Origin of the sequence: Aequorivita vladivostokensis (genome assembly GCF_000952855.1) — a bacterium.
GTDB lineage: Bacteria > Bacteroidota > Bacteroidia > Flavobacteriales > Flavobacteriaceae > Aequorivita > Aequorivita vladivostokensis.
Genome location: NZ_JSVU01000003.1, coordinates 343,560 through 359,781 on the forward strand (window position 1 = coordinate 343,560; position 16,222 = coordinate 359,781).

The window sequence follows — 16,222 nt, forward strand, 5'->3', positions numbered from 1 at the left end:
GTGAGTTCAGTCTTAAAAATCCCAAGCCAAACCAATTCCAAATGAGATATAATTCAGTTTTAATTCAGTTGAAGTATTTTCAATCGTTATATCCCTAGAAAGCGAACGGTAGCGAAGCATGGGGCGCAGTGCGAGGTTGGGGGCAAACTCATAATCTACTCCTGCAGCAATTTGCCAACCAAATCCGTGGCCAGTGTCGGCGGCAATACTGCCACTGTTATTTTCAATTTCTATATGATTGTAAACCGCTCCAGCCCTTGCCAAGTAAGAAAATGCGGAAGTGCCGATAGGTTTTATGATTTGAAAACCGAATGTGTATCCCATTTCCTTTAAGGTAATATCCTCCAATAAAAAACTATCCTCACCTTTAAACTCGTTTAAGCCCCAACCCCCATAAGCTGCTAAATGGGGCATAATTTTATAGGCTCCCGTAAGTTCGAAACCAAAGCCAATTTTAGTGTCGGTATTGCCCACGTCACCAGTGGGAAAATTAAGTCCAGGCCTGAATTCCAACGACCATTTTTCCTGTGCTTCCGCGCCAATTGAAAACAGCAGCATGGTGGCAACAAACAAAAAATTGAACTTTTTCATAATGTTTACGTTTTCGTGAAACACTCAAATTTACATTGGAAAGCAGTTTTTTACTATGACAAAAATCAGTTAATTATTGTTTATCAATAACTTAAATCTGATTAAGAAGAGGAAATAGCTGTTTTTGAAATTTGTTTGCGTTTCCACCATTTCACGATTTCAAACCACAACACACTCAACATCCCGATCCCAACACTGATGCCGAGCTGGTTTATATCAAGTCTTTCAAATTGAAAAAACTTAGTGAAGGGCGGTACAAAAAGGAGCAACAGGGTAATGCCCACGGTAATGCCCACTATGATTGGCACCAAGTTGTTTTTATATTTGAATGTGGTAAAGATGGAGTAGATAAAAGAGCGGTTTACAAAGGTCAGCACAATGTTTGCGGTTATGAGCGCGGTATATACCATAGTTCGGGTTATCGCTTCATTTGCGCCATTGCCTACAGCAATTTGATATACCGCAAGTACGCCGGCCGTAATCGCCAATCCTTGGATAATACTGGTGAAAAGTTCGCTCCAATTAAAAAAGGTGCTGGAAAAAGGCCGTGGTTTTTGGAGCATGGAATCCTTTTCCAGCGGTTCGTTTTCATAAACTATCGAGCAGGTTGGGCCCATTATCAATTCCAACAAAATAACGTGTACGGGCGTGAAGATATTGGGATAGACCCAGCCCAAGACCAAAGGGATAAAAACGGTAAGGATGATAGGAATGTGGATGGAAATGATATACTGAATGGCCTTTTTTAGGTTGGAATAGATTTTTCTGCCCATCGCCACGGCCTCCACCATTTTGGAAAGGTCGTCGTCCACAAGGATAAGCGAGGCGGATTGTTTGGCTATTTCGGTGCCCTTCTTCCCCATTGCCACCCCGATATTTGCGGCTTTTAGCGCCGGGCCGTCGTTTACGCCATCGCCCGTCATCGCCACAATGTGGCCCTGTGCTTTCAGGGCGTTGATTATTTTAAGTTTCGCTTCGGGAAACATCCGCGCGAAAATATTTTTTTCCGAAGTGATTCTTGCCAGTTCCGAACCGTTCAGGTCTACAAGGTCATCGCCTGAAATAACTTCCCCAAAGCCCCTGAAATTTACCTTTTTGGCAATGGCCGCAGTGGTTTCGGCAATATCGCCAGTGATAATTTTAACCGCAATGCCCGCATTGTAAAAATCCTGGAATACTTTTGAAATATTCCCTTTCGGCGGATCGTAAAAAGCGACGAGCCCCTTAAATTCAAACTTGAAATGCTGTTGCTTTTTTGGCCAGTCAGTTCCTTCAAATTTTGAAATACCCACACCCAAAACCCGATAACCCTGGGCTGCCAGATCCGTTATTGTCTTTTTTAAAATTTCCTTTTCACTATCACTTAAATTTGACACCGCCATCAAAGCTTCGGGCGCGCCTTTGGCAGCGATGATTCTATCGCCTCTGTCATTTTCAAAAATATGGGTCATCATCGTGGGTTTGCCTCCCAGAGGATATTCGTGGACCATTTTGAAATTGGGTCTTTCATCGTTTTCAGCAATCCTTTCATAAAAACTGTGAAGCGATTGCTCCATAGTGTCAAAAGGAATGGGCTCGCTGGCCCACATGGCGGTGATTATAAGTTCCTTTTCACTGGCGGAAAGCTCTTCTCTTACCGAAGTGACCTTATCGGTCTCCAGCGTGAAAATTTTATCGAGCCGCATTTTGTTCTCCGTAATCGTTCCCGTCTTATCCACACAGATTATCGTGGCACTACCCAGGGATTCCACGGTTTTCATCTGTTTTACGATTACGCCCATATTCATCAGCCGCCACGCGCCAATGGCCATAAAGGTGGTAAAGGCAACCGGGATTTCCTCGGGTAAGATGCTCATGGCAAGGGTAAGCGCCTTTAACAGGCTGTCCAAAACGTCTTCGGAATTGTAGTAATTGATGCCCCAAACCAAAAGAAAAACCACCGCTCCGGCGATTACCATCTTTTTTACGAAATTGTTTATCTGGAGTTCCAGCGTCGATTTTTCGGAAGAAATATCCTCTATGCTCTTCCCTATTTTCCCAACTTTGGTTTGGTTGCCTATCGCGGTTATTTCGGCAATGGCAAGCCCGCCCCCCACTTGGGTGCCCATATAAATTTTGTTGTCTGCGGAATTTGCATCTTTTTCAACAGAAAAGGATTCCCCCGTTAAAATGGACTCATTTACCGAAAAGTCATTGGAATGGACGATAACGCCATCGGCCACAATAGTTGACCCTTCCTCCACCATCAAAAAATCTCCCACGACGACTTCTTGGCTCATTATTTCGATGACTTCCCCATTGCGGATTACCTTGCAGTGCGGTTGGGAGAGCTCCTTTAGTTTTTCGAGGGCGTTATGGGTTTTAGCATCCTGATAAAGTGAAATGGCAGCGACCAAAAGAATGGCGGCGGCGAGGAAAATACCGTCACCCGTATTTCCGGTGAAAAAATAGAGCGTTGCGGCGACCAGCAGTAAAATGACCATCGGTTCCTTTACCAAGCCTTTTATAGCCTCAAGAAAGTGGTTCTTCTTTTTTGATTCGAGAACATTGCTGCCGAATTTTTTCCGCGAAGCCAAGACCTCGGCATCGGTCAGGCCTTTTATGTTGAAGTTGGTTATGGGCATTTTTGGAACGGGCTTGGTTAATCATTAAAATTATGAATTTCCAACCCATTCATTTATGACAACCATCATTAAAAAAAGAAAATTTCCCAAAACGAGGTCTCGACTGCGGCTGCCTGTTCTCCGTAGATAGGCAGGCTCGACAGGACATAAATATCACTAAAAAAAATTACAAAGGGATATTCCCATGCTTTCGGTTTGGTCGTGGAACATCTTTCGTTTCCAGCATCGCAAAAGCTTTCAGCAGTTTTCTGCGCGTTTCGCGGGGCTGGATTACCTCATCGATAAATCCGCGCTGTGCGGCCTTAAAGGGATTGGCAAATTTTTCGGCGTATTTCGCTTCCTTTTCCGAAAGTTTTAGTTCGGGATTGGCAGCCTCGGCAATTTCCTTTCTGAAAATAATCTCACTGGCGCCCTTTGCGCCCATCACGGCAATTTCAGCCGTTGGCCACGCGTAGTTCATATCGGCGCCAATGTGCTTGCTGTTCATCACGTCATAAGCACCACCGTAAGCTTTCCTGGTAATTACAGTAACCCGTGGCACGGTGGCTTCACTTAAAGCATAAAGTAATTTTGCGCCGTTCAGAATAATGCCGTTCCATTCCTGATCGGTGCCCGGCAGAAAACCCGGCACGTCCACCAAAACCAATAGCGGAATGTTGAAACAATCGCAGAAACGCGTAAACCGTGCACCTTTTTTGGAACTGTCAACATCCAAAACGCCCGCCAAACTCATCGGTTGGTTTGCAACGATGCCAATGCTTCTGCCGCCCAATCGCGCAAAACCAACTATAATATTATCTGCATAATCCTTATGCACTTCGAAAAACGAATCAGCATCAATAATTCCTTTGATTACCTCGTGCATATCGTAAGGTTTGTTTGCGGAATCTGGCACGATGGTTTCCAGTTCCTCCCGAAACTCATCGGCAGCTTCAAAAGGCAGTTTTTCAGTTACGGATTTATTGTTCTGCGGAAGATAGCTGAGCAGGGTTTTTATCTGTTCCAAACACACTATATCATTCGCCGCCGTGAAATGTGTCACCCCACTTTTGGTGGCGTGGGTCCGCGCACCGCCCAGTTCTTCGGAAGTAACGTTTTCATTGGTAACGGTTTTCACCACATTGGGTCCCGTAACGAACATATAACTGCTGTCCTGCACCATCAAAGTGAAATCGGTCATCGCAGGGGAATACACCGCGCCGCCGGCACAAGGCCCCATAATTGCCGAAATCTGCGGGATTACACCAGAAGCCTGTACGTTTCTGTAAAAGATATCGGCGTAGCCACCCAAAGACCGAACGCCTTCCTGAATTCGCGCGCCACCGGAATCGTTCAAGCCAATCACAGGCGCACCAACGCTCACGGCGTGGTCCATTATTTTACAGATTTTCTCCGCGTGGGTTTCGGAAAGGGCGCCGCCAAAAACCGTAAAATCCTGTGCGAAAACATACACCAAACGACCATTGATAGTGCCATAGCCCGTAACCACCCCATCGCCGTAATATACTTCGTTTTGCATATCAAAATCGGTCGTGCGGTGGGTTACGAGGATGCCCATTTCCTCAAAAGAGCCTTCGTCTAGAAGATATTCCACACGTTCGCGGGCGGTGAGTTTTTTCTTTTCGTGCTGCTTTGCAATTCGTTTTTCGCCGCCGCCTTTTTTGGCTTCGGAAAGGATTGCTTGCAGTTTTTTATTGTTGTCGGTCATATTTGTGATAATTGAAGCCTCTGCGAACTCTGCGCCTTTGCGGTAATAAATTGCACCGCAGAGACGCAGAGGGCGCAAAGAATTTACTTCGGCATACGAAGTATTTCTGAATCTTTTAAATAGTGTTTTAATGCGAATAGCGCCGCCACTTTGGCCTCCTCTTCATGGACGGCTTTCAGCTTTTCTTCGGACCAATATTTCTTCACAAAATTGGTGTCGAAATTTCCGCAACGGAAGGCTTCGTGCTCAAAGACAAATTTTCCGAAAGGAAGCGTGGTGCTCACGCCTTCAACATCGTATTCCGAAATGGCTTCCAGCATTCGCTGCATTGCCTCGTTTCGGGTTTTTCCGTAGGTTATCAATTTTGAAAGCATGGGATCGTATTGGATTGGCACCTGCATTCCTTCGGTAAAACCATCGTCCACGCGAATGTTTTTTCCGCTTGGCGGACGATACACTTCCAACTTTCCAACGCTTGGCATAAAGTTGTTCAGTGGGTCTTCGGCATATACGCGAAGTTCAAAAGCGTGGCCCGTGATTTTTAAATCATCCTGCGAAAAGGAAAGTTTTTCATTATTGGCAACATTTATCTGTTGTTCCACCAAATCGAGGTCGGTAATGAGTTCGGTAACGGGATGCTCCACTTGTAGGCGGGTGTTCATTTCGAGGAAGTAGAAATTGTGTTTGTCGTCCAAAAGAAATTCCACCGTGCCCGCGCCCACATAATCGCAGGCTTTTGCGACTTTCACGGCAGCCTCGCCCATTTGGTTGCGCAGTTCCGGCGTCAAAACAGAGGAAGGCGCTTCCTCTACTACTTTTTGGTGACGACGCTGAATGCTGCATTCCCGCTCAAAAAGATGGACGGTGTTGCCAAAATTATCAGCCAAAACCTGGATTTCGATGTGCCGCGGCGATGTGACAAATTTTTCAATAAAGACGGAGCCGTCGCCGAAAGCATTTTCGGCCTCGCTGATGGCGCGTTTCATTTGGTCCTCAAATTCTTTGGAATTTTCAACGATGCGCATTCCTTTTCCGCCACCGCCAGCGGACGCTTTTATGAGAATTGGGAAACCAATTTCCTTTGCGATTTCCTTTGCTGCGGCAACATCCGTAATGGCCTCATCGGTGCCGGGAACCATTGGTATATCGTATTTTTTCACGGCGTCCTTGGCGGCAAGCTTGCTTCCCATAATACGGATGGCATGCGATTTTGGGCCGATGAAAATCATTCCGCTTTTTTCGACACTTTCACCGAATTCGGCATTTTCACTTAAAAATCCGTAGCCGGGATGGATGGCATCCACGTTCAATTCCTTTGCAACCTTTATGATTTTATCGCCTAAAAGATACGATTCGTTGGAAGGTGGCGGGCCTATGCAAACGGCTTCATCTGCAAACTTTACGTGGGGCGCATTTCTATCTGCTTCCGAAAAAACGGCAACCGTTTTAATGCCCATGTTTCGGGCGGTTTTCATGATTCGCAAAGCAATTTCGCCTCGATTGGCGACCAATATTTTCTTAATCATTTTTTTCCAATTCAATTAGCAATTTTCCTTTATCGACCGTTTCGCCTTTGGCAATCGTTACCGATTTTACAACGCCATCGCGCGGCGCCGTGAGCGTATTTTCCATCTTCATCGCTTCGAGAACGCAAAGGAAAGCGCCTTGTTTAACTTCATCGCCTTCGGAAACATTCACTTCCAAAATAATGCCCGGCATTGGGGCGTGGATTTCGTCTTCAAAAGAGTCATTCCCCAGAGAAAGTCCCATCTCTTTAATGAGCTGGTCCAAAGGTGTGGCAATAGTTAGCTCGTAAGCGTTTCCGTTTACTTTTATTCGATACTTTCTATTGACAAAATCGCTCTTCAAAAGTTCAATTGCAAAGGATTTATTGTTGTGGAGTAGGTGAACTTTCTGTCCCGAAAGTTCTGTCTGGTCAATTTGTTCAAGGTCGTTAGCATTCAATTGAAATTCGTAACTGTCATCAACGCTAATGCGATAGCTCTCATCCATAAATTTGAAAATTTTGGTTAAAGATAAGGTATGTTGGAGGTTTCGGCAAAAAGGAATTGGGAATGATTTTAGAAAATTCCGTCCAACTTTTGGTATCTTTAGCTAAAATCAAGCACTATGAAAAAATACATTTTTTTAGTAACCGCCTTTGTTGTTTTCGCTTCCTGCGCCCAGCAGAAAAAGAAAGACGATGTAGCACTTAAAACCGAACCACAAACTTATAAAGTAGAAGAAGCGGTGGATGGACTGACCATTCCGTGGGGAATGACGTGGCTTCCCGACGGCAGTATGTTAATTACCGAAAAGGATGGGCGATTGATTCATTTTAAAAATGGTGAAAAAACCGAGATAGCTAACGTGCCAGCCGTTTACAACAGCGGGCAGGGGGGATTGATGGATATTGAATTACACCCTAATTACGCTGAAAACGGATGGATTTATATGACTTATGCTTCTGAGGAAGGACCCGGAAAAGGAGGCAATACGGCGCTGATGCGGTGCAAGCTGGAAGGCAATTCGCTTACGAATATTGAAACCTTATACAAAGCCGAACCCAATACTACGGCCGGACAGCACTTCGGTTCACGGATTGAGTTTGACAATGATGGCTTTGTATATTTCTCTATTGGGGAACGTGGCGAACGCGAAATAAATCCACAGGACATAACCCGTGATGGCGGAAAAATCTATAGATTGAATGAGGATGGCAGCATCCCAACTGACAATCCTTTTTACAATAACCCGAATGCCAAAAAAGCTATTTACACATACGGAAATCGAAATCCACAAGGAATGGCGAAGCATCCAGAAACTGGAAAGATCTGGATGCACGAGCACGGCCCAAAAGGTGGTGACGAAATAAATATCGTAAAAAAGGGTGCAAATTATGGATGGCCAATCGTTACTTATGGCATCAATTACAGCGGTACGGAAATTACCGATCAAACCACAAAACCAGGGATTGAGCCGCCCATTTATTATTGGGTACCTTCAATTGCACCTTCTGGGATGGCTTTTGTAACAAGTGATAAATACCCGCAATGGAAAGGAAAACTATTGGTCGGCTCTTTGAAGTTTGCCTATGTGGAATTGCTCACTTTGGAAGGTGAAAAAGTTACAAACCGAGAGAAAATTGCACAGGATATTGGGCGGGTACGGAATGTAAAAATGGGACCGGATGGGTTGATTTATATTGCCGTGGAAGGACAGGGAATTTTTAGATTGGTGCCTGAATAAAAAATGACCACGAATACACGAATATTTATAAAATTATTCCTGCATTCGTGGTAAAACTTTACCTCTTAGCAGATTTCTTTCTTCTTCTGTAGAAATCGTAAGCGAAATAGGCAATAAGAGCAATTACAAAGTACATAAAATAGGAAACAGGTTTTCCGCTACCGCCAACGGTGGTGAAAAGTCTTTCCCAACGCACCTTTTTATTCATGCCATCCCAACTCATCCAAACGAATACGGGCTTGCCTACGACGTGGTTGAAAGGTACAAATCCCCAAGTACGAGCGTCCTCACTGTTGTTACGGTTATCGCCCATCATCCAATAATAATCCATTTTAAAGGTATAATCAGTAATTGGTTGATCGTTTAATAAAACTTGAGTTCCAGATTGGGTTATTTTATTGTCAATACCTATTTCGCTTCCTTCGTAAACCTCTATAATCCGTTTGTACAGCGGCAATGTTTCGGGCGTAATGGAAACGGTGGCGCCTTTTTTCGGAATGTAAAGAGGTCCAAAGAAATCATTGTTCCAAGGATAATTTTGACTATCTGGAAATGTACCTTCATTCCATACCCCTTTTTCACTTCGGAAGCGGGAAATATTAACCACATTTGGATTGTTCTTCAGCATGTTTAATGACTCTTCCGAAATTCCTCCAAAGCGATAGGTGTTATTTCCGAAGCCATAACGATCGGTAATATCATAACGATTGTAAAGCATTTCAGGGTTTAGCTGACTATTCACCTGCACATCGTAACTGAATTGTAGCTTCGCCCTATCTGGCAGTTCATTTTGTTTTCCGTTGATAAACACATAACCATCACGCACTTCCAAAGAATCTCCCGGAAGGCCTACGCAGCGCTTTACGTAATTCGATTTTTTATCAATAGGCTTGTAGTAATATTTGCCGTCGCCGTACTGCTGAAAGGCATTCACCGTATCCACGGGCCAGTTAAAAACTACAATATCATTACGCTTTATATCCTGGAATCCCGGAAATCTGAAATACGGAATCTGCGGTTTTGAAAGGTAGGATTTCGTTTTAATTACGGGAATGGTATCGTGGACCATCGGAAAGGCTATGGGCGTCATTGGCGTGCGCGCTCCGTAATGGAATTTGCTCACAAACAGGAAATCGCCCACCAAAAGTGTTTTTTCCAAAGAAGAAGTAGGGATAGTGAATGGTTGCATAAAATAGGTATGCACTATGGTAGCTGCAACTACCGCAAAAAGTATGGAACTCACCCACTCTCCCGTGGAAGTACGCGGTTTCAGGCTTCTATCTTTTATGTGGGTTACATTTTGGGTGTAATTGATGTAATAAATATAAAGACCCAATGTAAGCAAGACCAAAACCGTATCGGTTGTGGAATTACGGCCGAAACTGCGTATGGTTTCTACCCACACCACTGGGAACATAATCAAATTTACGATGGGCACAAAAAGCAAAATGGTCCACCACCACGGCCGGTTGATAATCTTCATCAAAACCACGGCATTGTAGACCGGCACGGCTGCTTCCCAAGCTTTTCTACCTGCTATTTGGTATAACTTCCAGGTTCCGGCAAAATGGATTACCTGAACTATCAAAAAAAATATAAACCAACCTGTCCAACTCATCGTTTATTGTTTATTGTTTATTGTTATTTTTTATTAAAAGCTGTTAATTCGGGATTCGGGATTCGGGATTCGGGATTCGCTAATTTGGGATTTGGCAATCCACAATCGTCAATCGTTAATCTTCAATCCCAGCACATCCTTCATCGTAAAAATACCTTTTTTATCCTTTAAAAATTCTGCGGCCAAAATGGCTCCCAAAGCAAATCCTTCGCGGCTATGGGCTTCGTGTTTTAGCGATATGGTATCTATGGGAGAGTCGTAGGAAACAATATGTGTCCCTTTTACATCTTCTTCCCGTTTTGCTGTAATATTTAAAGTATTTTCTTCGGAAGCATCCAACTTCCAATCCTTTTTATCACTGTGCTTCAATATTCCCTCGGCAATGGTAATGGCCGTGCCGCTGGGCGCGTCCTTTTTTTGAAGGTGATGTATTTCTTCCACGGAAACTTTATAATCTTTCCACTTCGCCATCAACTTTGCGGCATAATCGTTTATGCTGAAAAAAAGGTTTACCCCCACACTGAAGTTGGACGCATAGATAAAGCTTCCGTTACGGTTTTTACATAAGTTTACCATTTCATCATATTTTTCAAGCCAGCCCGTTGTGCCCGAAACAACAGGTATTCCCGCTTTCAATGTCCTGGAAATATTTTCAACGGCAGCTTCGGGAGAAGAAAATTCTATGGCTACCTCAGCTTCGTCAAAATTTCCTTCGGAAGATTCGCTCGTACTTTTAAAAACGATGGAATGGCCCTTTTCCAAAGCCAATTTTTCAATGGTCTTGCCCATTTTTCCGTAACCGAGAAGTGCTATTTTCATAATTGGCGGGTGTTGGGTGCGGGATGTTGGGTGCTGGGTGACGGATGACTGGTGAAGGAAGTATGAGAAACGCATACAAAAACTTGCATACATTCTTGTTTCATATTTCCGTGTTCTTTCATCTTTATTCTCTTTTCTTTATTCTTTCTTCTATTTAAACCGATATGTCAACGACATTCCGTACTGTGGTTTCGCATTGAATTGGTTGTAATCAAAATTGGGTTGTAGTGAAAGGTCCTCGCTTACTTCATACTGTCGCAAATGCGCATCCACATTGGCATCAACTACATTCAGCAAATAAAAAGCCACTGTTACAATTATGCTGATGCTCTTGTTTTTTTGTGCAGATTTTTGGGCATTTATCAATCGGTCGTCAGAAATTCCTTGGAACTCATCATCGTCATAGCCCGCAAGTCTTCGTTTGTAAGCATCTCGAAAACGATCGTATTCATCATCCTGCTGCTTATAGAAGTAAACGCCAGCCGCCATTCCTGCGTAGATAATGGGGATTTTCCAGTATTTTTTATTGTAAACCTGCCCCAGGCCCGGAACCACCGCGGAGTAAAATGCAGCTTTTGCAGGAGCCAAGGGATTGTATTCCTCTTTTGGCAGAATTGAATCATTCACCACAATAACCCTTTCTTCCTTTTTTACAGTTAAAGTATCAGAAGTCTGCGCAAACAGTGCTGTGGCGAAGATTAAAAAAAAAATATTTAGGAAATTATTTTTCACTTTTGATTAGCTTCAAAATACGTTCGAAGTCTTCTTTGTTTTTGAAAGGAACCACAAGTTGTCCTTTTCCCGATTTAGAAACCTTGACCTCTACCGAAGTCTCAAAAAGATCGGACAATTCCTTCTTTGCCTTTTTGGCGAAGGGAGGCGCAGTGGCTTTTTGTGGCTTTGTTTTTTCTTCAGGGTTTTTATAGCCCCGTACCAAGGCCTCGGTGTCGCGAACCGATAGGCTTTGGCTTAAAATCTTTTCGTAAATATCCAGTTGGTCGTTTAAATCTTCAACGTTTATCAACGCTCTTCCGTGGCCCATCGAGATAAAACCGTCGCGCATTCCGGTTTGGATAATTGGGTCCAATTTCAACAAACGAAGATAATTGGCGATCGTGGAGCGGTTCTTCCCTACCCTGTCGCTCAGTTCCTCTTGGGTTACGTTTATTTCCTCGATCAATCGTTGGTAGGAAAGGGCAATTTCAATGGGATCCAAATCCTGCCTTTGGATGTTTTCAACCAAAGCCATTTCCAAGGATTCCTGATCGTTTGCAATACGAATATAGGCTGGAATAGTCTCTAAACCGACCAATTTTGAAGCGCGAAAACGGCGTTCGCCACTTACCAATTGATATTTGTTGAAATCCAGTTTTCGAACCGTAATTGGTTGGATAACGCCCAATTCTTTGATAGAAGAAGCCAATTCACGAAGCGATTCTTCGTTAAAACTGGTTCGCGGTTGAAATGGGTTTACTTCAATACTGCCCAATTCCAGCTCTACAATGCTGCCCACAACCTTGTCGGCATTCTTGTCTGCAACAGATTTTATATCGTTGGACGGGTCTTTCAAAAGTGCTGAAAGTCCGCGGCCCAAGGCTTGTTTTTTGGTCGCTTTCGCCATTTATTCTTTTTCGTTTTTCTGAATTAATTCGTGCGCCAGGCTTAAATAATTGTCGGCGCCTTTACTCGCGGCATCGTAACTGATGATACTTTCACCGTAACTGGGCGCTTCACTTAAACGCACGTTTCGCTGAATGATTGTTTCAAAAACCATTTCGTCAAAATGCTTTTTCACCTCATCCACTACCTGATTTGAAAGGCGTAGGCGCTGGTCGTACATAGTCAACAACAGACCTTCAATATCGAGGTTTACGTTGTGAATTTTTTGGACACTTTTAATGGTGTTCAAAAGTTTTCCAAGTCCTTCCAAGGCGAAATATTCACATTGAATAGGGATGATAACCGAATCAGCAGCCGTTAGGGCATTCAAAGTAAGCAATCCCAACGATGGCGCGCAATCAATAAGGATATAATCGTAATCTGCCTTTAGGCCTTCGATGGCCTTTTTTAGCATATATTCGCGGTTCTCCACATCTACGAGTTCAATCTCGATAGCCACCAAATCTATATGGGAAGGTATTAAATCTAAGTTGGGGGAATTTGTAGAAACGATGGCTTCCTTTGCGCTGGCGCTGTGCTCAAGCAGCTGATAGGTACCCATTTCAACGGTTTCAACATCTATGCCCAAGCCCGAGGTGGCGTTGGCTTGCGGATCTGCATCAATAAGTAAAACCTTCTTCTCCAAAACGCCCAAGGAGGCCGCTAAATTTACTGAGGTCGTGGTCTTGCCCACGCCTCCTTTTTGGTTTGCAATTGCAATTATTTTACCCATTAATTTACCTAAAATTTTAGTGGTTAAAAGTACAATTATTTATGTGGATAGAAAATTGTATTTGTTAACAGAACCCCTTTGGGGGAAAATTTCAAATTCCAATATCCAAATTCCAAATAGAATTCAATGTTCAATGTTCAATGTTCCAAAAAATAAATTCAAAGAAATCCACCCTGTTCTGCATTGAAAATTTTCAAAAACTGTTTTTCGATTTTAATTTTTGGAATTTATTCGGAATTTAGTGCTTGAAATTTGGAATTTCTTTATTTGGTTTTTTTAGATCGGATCATCTCCTCCAGCATATCCCACATTTGTTGGGGCACTTCTTCCAACAAGTTCATTTGTCCGGCGCCTTTCAGCCATTCACCGCCGTCTATTACTATTACTTCACCATTGATGTATGCCGAAAAATCGGAAACTAAATATGCGGCGAGGTTAGCGAGTTCCTGATGTTCGCCCACGCGTTTTACGGGAACTTTTTTTGCGGGATCGAATTTTTCCTTCAAATCGCCCGGCAGCAATCTGTCCCAAGCGCCTTTGGTTGGGAAGGGTCCCGGGGCAATGGCGTTAAAACGGATGCCGTATTTTGCCCATTCCACAGCCAAAGAGCGCGTCATTGCCAATACGCCGGCTTTTGCCGTGGCACTGGGCACAACATAGGCTGAACCTGTGAAGGCATAGGTGGTAACTATATTTAAAACGGTTTTATTATCTTCTTTTTTGTCAATCCAATGCTTTCCGAAAGCAAGGGTGCAGTTTTTTGTTCCCTTTAAAACAATATCGATTATCGTATCAAAAGCATTTGCGGAAAGTCTTTCAGTGGGAGAAATAAAGTTTCCCGCGGCGTTATTCAACAACACATCTACGGTGCCAAATTCTTTCACAGAGGTTTCCACCATTGCTTCCACTTCATCGTAATTGCGCACATCGCATTGAACGGGTAAAACTTTTCCGCCTGTTTGTTTTTCGAGCTCCTCTTTTACGGTTTGCAATTTTTCAAGGTTTCGGGAGGTGATTACCACATTGGCGCCGAGCTCCAAAAAGTAGGTGGTCATTGCTTTTCCAAGGCCGCTGCCGCCGCCGGTTACTACTATTGTTTTTCCTTTTAGCGCGCCGTCGCGAAGCATTTTTGATGTATGATCCATAGTTTCTGATTGAACAGCAAAAATACATATAATTAAGCAACCGCAGCATTCCGTTACTGGCAACTATTTATTCTAAGCGTGGCGTTGGAATTGCTTAAAGCTCCCATAATTCGCTGTTAAATAATCTTTAAACCGCCAATAGCACCGCTGGCTTTTTTTTATCTTCCCAATTAATCATCGTAAAACAACTAAAAAACAGAGGCAATGAAGGCAACTGCCCTTCCCGAAAAAGAAGAATTTTTAAGCGAGCTAAAACCTGGAGAAAGAACGGTTACCGAACTCCCCCACGGCGGCTATCTCTTTTTGGAGCACGACATACCTTTTTTGATGATTTACCGAAACATTCCCAATGATAAAGCCACCATGCGTTTGGCACGGACTGGCGCTTCCTATTTGGTAGTAGGAAAGAATAATTTTGAATATTTCCAGAAATTCGTGAACGAGCTTACAGAGAAGATGAGTGCCCGTTTTGGCTCCTTCATCTTAATGGAAATTTACAGCGGGGCTCCAAACAGTAAGGAATTCGTAATTCGCGGGCCCTCCCACAAACTGCCGGTTTCCTTGGAGGTTTTAAGGGAAGAGTTGGAAAAACTTGAGAGCAGACGATATGGAGGTCAATTGCTTACCGCCAGGATTGAACAGACCAAGCAAAGGCTGCCTGAAAGCAAAGAAGCTTTTTGCAGCATTGAGGAAATAAAAGAATGCGGTGGAACGCTGATTGGCCTTGAAATTCCGCCTGTTTACAGAAATACGGAAGGCGAGTTGTACCCGCTCTATTTCAGGAAATTTAGGGAAGGCTTCGCGGCGGCAATCCATAAAGCCGTTTTTGAGTTTATTCGGATACAAACCTCCTCTAAGCTCGAAAGTTTTGCGGCCTTGGGAAAACGCACCATACACGAGGAAGTGTACAAAATTGACCGCGGCCTTACCGAAATAGAAAGCAGCTATCAATTCCTGTTGTTGGTAGCTCCTGTAAATATTCAGTCCCTGCGTGAATGTTTTTTCAAAAGCAATTTTGAGGAACTCAACGCCTACCACTACCGTTTGCTACCCATTGATCCCGATATCTTAAAGCGAAAACTTTACGATTTGCCCATTGACGAAATTGACGATCCTGCACTTTCCTTTCTTTTTGATGAAAAACGCGAAGAGATTGACCAACAATTGACGATGCTGAAAGAGCGCGGCTCCAAGAATTTTTTCTACAGAAGTGTGCGACTCTATCAGGGCCTTGATAAAAATTTAGTTACCGAAGCGAAGAAAATTCTTCAGAATATTTCAGAAGACAGGCAGCAAGAAAAGGTAAAGACACTTGACGCCACGGAATTTGGAAAAATGGCCGAAGCGGAATTTGATTTCTTCAGAAAGCAAGCATCAGATTATTCGTGCAGGGTTCATATTCGTGAAGATGTGAATGTAATGATGGTTTCGCGGGGCGAACTCTATCTGCCGGCAGATTACACGCTCACAAAATCGGAAGCCTCTGCCCTAATCCAGCACGAAATTGGCACGCACGCCCTTACCTATTACAACGGCATCCAGCAGCCCCTCACCCAGCTTTCGCAAGGATTGGCAGATTACGATCCGCTGCAGGAAGGGATGGCCGTGCTTTCGGAGTATTTAATCGGCGGCCTAACGGGCAATAGACTACGCACGCTCGCAGGTCGTGTAATTGCGGGGGAAGCCCTACTGAATGGTGCAAATTTTAAGGAAGTTTTTCACTTGCTTTATTCAAAGAACGGTTTTTCAAAAGAACCCGCCTTCAATATTACCTCGCGAATATTTCAGGGTGGCGGCTTTTTAAAGGATATAATCTATTTAAAAGGTTTGGTGGAACTTAAGGAGTATTTGATGCAGGGTGGCGATCTGGAATTTTTGCTCGCTGGAAAATTCGCCCTAAAACATGTACCGATGATAAAGGATCTGACAGAAAGAAAATTGCTGAAACCGCCCACCCTAAAGCCCAGATATTTAAACACGGCAAACTATAAGGACCGAATGAAAAAGGTGCGGGAGGGAATTTCACTTTCCGAAATGGTTTAAAAAATTGCACCCTAAAACGAAAAATATAACCAA

Annotated in this window: 13 protein-coding genes; 2 read left to right on the plus strand and 11 right to left on the minus strand. The window is 43.6% G+C overall.

Annotation, left to right across the window (positions count from 1 at the left end):
- Positions 1–12 precede the first annotated feature (12 nt).
- The 5 genes from MB09_RS06535 to MB09_RS06555 all read right to left on the minus strand — a co-directional run bounded on the left by MB09_RS06535 (position 13) and on the right by MB09_RS06555 (position 6,936).
- Positions 13–591 carry an outer membrane beta-barrel protein gene (locus MB09_RS06535; RefSeq protein WP_045080076.1) on the minus strand — a complete coding sequence of 193 codons (579 nt, stop codon included), beginning with the start codon at positions 589–591 and terminating at the stop codon, positions 13–15.
- Between the two features lie 101 nt (positions 592–692).
- Positions 693–3,215: a cation-translocating P-type ATPase gene (locus MB09_RS06540; protein WP_045080077.1), complete on the minus strand. Its 2,523-nt coding sequence runs from the start codon at positions 3,213–3,215 to the stop codon at positions 693–695.
- Between the two features lie 166 nt (positions 3,216–3,381).
- Positions 3,382–4,923, minus strand: coding sequence for an acyl-CoA carboxylase subunit beta (locus MB09_RS06545; RefSeq protein WP_045080191.1), 1,542 nt, complete (start codon positions 4,921–4,923; stop codon positions 3,382–3,384).
- Positions 4,924–5,006: 83 nt separating this feature from the next.
- The gene (accC, locus tag MB09_RS06550) at positions 5,007–6,446 is read right to left on the minus strand and encodes an acetyl-CoA carboxylase biotin carboxylase subunit (protein WP_045080192.1); all 1,440 of its coding nucleotides are present in this window, start codon (positions 6,444–6,446) and stop codon (positions 5,007–5,009) included.
- A complete protein-coding gene (locus MB09_RS06555; protein ID WP_045080078.1) occupies positions 6,442–6,936 on the minus strand; it encodes an acetyl-CoA carboxylase biotin carboxyl carrier protein subunit in 495 nt (164 codons plus the stop codon). The genes accC and MB09_RS06555 overlap by 5 nt, the downstream gene beginning before the upstream one ends.
- Before the next feature lie 117 nt (positions 6,937–7,053).
- Between MB09_RS06555 and MB09_RS06560 the strand changes: the two genes are divergently transcribed.
- Positions 7,054–8,172, plus strand: a complete 1,119-nt coding sequence (locus tag MB09_RS06560; RefSeq protein ID WP_045080079.1) for a PQQ-dependent sugar dehydrogenase — start codon at positions 7,054–7,056, stop codon at positions 8,170–8,172.
- Between the two features lie 58 nt (positions 8,173–8,230).
- Here the strand turns inward: MB09_RS06560 and lepB are convergent, their stop codons facing one another.
- The 6 genes from lepB to MB09_RS06590 form a co-directional block, all read right to left on the minus strand.
- Positions 8,231–9,790 (minus strand): signal peptidase I, encoded by a 1,560-nt coding sequence (gene lepB / locus MB09_RS06565; protein WP_045080080.1) that lies wholly within the window; start codon positions 9,788–9,790, stop codon positions 8,231–8,233.
- A 108-nt stretch (positions 9,791–9,898) separates the two neighbouring features.
- Positions 9,899–10,609, minus strand: a complete 711-nt coding sequence (dapB, locus tag MB09_RS06570; protein WP_045080193.1) for a 4-hydroxy-tetrahydrodipicolinate reductase — start codon at positions 10,607–10,609, stop codon at positions 9,899–9,901.
- Positions 10,610–10,759: 150 nt separating this feature from the next.
- A complete protein-coding gene (locus MB09_RS06575; RefSeq protein WP_045080081.1) occupies positions 10,760–11,341 on the minus strand; it encodes a DUF5683 domain-containing protein in 582 nt (193 codons plus the stop codon).
- On the minus strand, positions 11,331–12,230 hold the full coding sequence (locus tag MB09_RS06580; protein WP_045080082.1) for a ParB/RepB/Spo0J family partition protein: 900 nt from the start codon (positions 12,228–12,230) through the stop codon (positions 11,331–11,333). The genes MB09_RS06575 and MB09_RS06580 overlap by 11 nt, the downstream gene beginning before the upstream one ends.
- A complete protein-coding gene (locus MB09_RS06585; protein WP_045080083.1) occupies positions 12,231–13,001 on the minus strand; it encodes a ParA family protein in 771 nt (256 codons plus the stop codon).
- Between the two features lie 263 nt (positions 13,002–13,264).
- On the minus strand, positions 13,265–14,146 hold the full coding sequence (locus tag MB09_RS06590; RefSeq protein ID WP_045080084.1) for an SDR family oxidoreductase: 882 nt from the start codon (positions 14,144–14,146) through the stop codon (positions 13,265–13,267).
- 204 nt (positions 14,147–14,350) lie between these two features.
- Between MB09_RS06590 and MB09_RS06595 the strand changes: the two genes are divergently transcribed.
- Complete coding sequence (locus MB09_RS06595; RefSeq protein ID WP_045080085.1) at positions 14,351–16,189, plus strand: flavohemoglobin expression-modulating QEGLA motif protein; 1,839 nt, start codon at positions 14,351–14,353, stop codon at positions 16,187–16,189.
- Positions 16,190–16,222: the final 33 nt, after the last annotated feature.

Excerpts from the sequence above, each read along its gene's own strand:
- MB09_RS06540 (WP_045080077.1), bottom strand. The coding sequence starts at position 3,215 with ATGCCCATAACCAACTTCAACATAAAAGGCCTGACCGATGCCGAGGTC.
- lepB (WP_045080080.1), bottom strand. The coding sequence starts at position 9,790 with ATGAGTTGGACAGGTTGGTTTATATTTTTTTTGATAGTTCAGGTAATC.
- dapB (WP_045080193.1), bottom strand. The coding sequence starts at position 10,609 with ATGAAAATAGCACTTCTCGGTTACGGAAAAATGGGCAAGACCATTGAA.
- MB09_RS06580 (WP_045080082.1), bottom strand. The coding sequence starts at position 12,230 with ATGGCGAAAGCGACCAAAAAACAAGCCTTGGGCCGCGGACTTTCAGCA.
- MB09_RS06545 (WP_045080191.1), bottom strand. The coding sequence starts at position 4,923 with ATGACCGACAACAATAAAAAACTGCAAGCAATCCTTTCCGAAGCCAAA.
- MB09_RS06535 (WP_045080076.1), bottom strand. The coding sequence starts at position 591 with ATGAAAAAGTTCAATTTTTTGTTTGTTGCCACCATGCTGCTGTTTTCA.
- MB09_RS06560 (WP_045080079.1), top strand. The coding sequence starts at position 7,054 with ATGAAAAAATACATTTTTTTAGTAACCGCCTTTGTTGTTTTCGCTTCC.
- MB09_RS06595 (WP_045080085.1), top strand. The coding sequence starts at position 14,351 with ATGAAGGCAACTGCCCTTCCCGAAAAAGAAGAATTTTTAAGCGAGCTA.
- MB09_RS06590 (WP_045080084.1), bottom strand. The coding sequence starts at position 14,146 with ATGGATCATACATCAAAAATGCTTCGCGACGGCGCGCTAAAAGGAAAA.
- MB09_RS06555 (WP_045080078.1), bottom strand. The coding sequence starts at position 6,936 with ATGGATGAGAGCTATCGCATTAGCGTTGATGACAGTTACGAATTTCAA.
- MB09_RS06585 (WP_045080083.1), bottom strand. The coding sequence starts at position 13,001 with ATGGGTAAAATAATTGCAATTGCAAACCAAAAAGGAGGCGTGGGCAAG.